Raw genomic sequence first — 450 nt, 5'->3', positions numbered from 1 at the left:
TTCGATTTGCTGAAAGATGAGCATCGCGATCTTTTCAGCATCCGCAGCACCATTCGCATACACTAGCGTCCCACCCCGATGACCGACTGCGGCCGCAATGGACGCAATCTTCTTCGATAGTGTACTAGGCTTATTCTTAAGACTTAGACTTCCAATCGGAAGCATACCGGAGGGCGTTCTTAGATTGAGCGACCACTGCAATGGCTTGCCGGCGCAAGGCGAGCAAAGAATTATGTTCTGAAGAACGGTTGGGAAGTCACTGGCCACGGCGACTTTCTTCGCCATGGCAGGCGCGTCCTCAAGCAGAATCCCGGTGTTTTGGGCTGCCGGACTAATGGAGACTGCCCGCATGGATGGATTCCCTGATGCCACGCGCACAATTGCCGATTGAAGAATTACCCCTCTCCCACCATCCCCGATCTTGTGTGCCTCATCCACCACGAGTAGATC

The 450-nt window shown here is 53.8% G+C and carries 1 protein-coding gene; it reads right to left on the bottom strand.

The features are described 5' to 3' along the window. Window positions 1-285 (bottom strand): hypothetical protein (locus KVS69_RS18810; protein WP_217539493.1); only part of this gene is annotated, 285 nt, incomplete at its 3' end. Window positions 286-450 lie beyond the last annotated feature (165 nt).

Source organism: Stenotrophomonas sp. GbtcB23 (assembly GCF_019091045.1).
Classification (GTDB): domain Bacteria; phylum Pseudomonadota; class Gammaproteobacteria; order Xanthomonadales; family Xanthomonadaceae; genus Stenotrophomonas; species Stenotrophomonas rhizophila_A.
The sequence above is the reverse complement of the archived record's forward strand: the minus strand, read 5'-3'. Positions and strand labels throughout refer to the sequence as shown.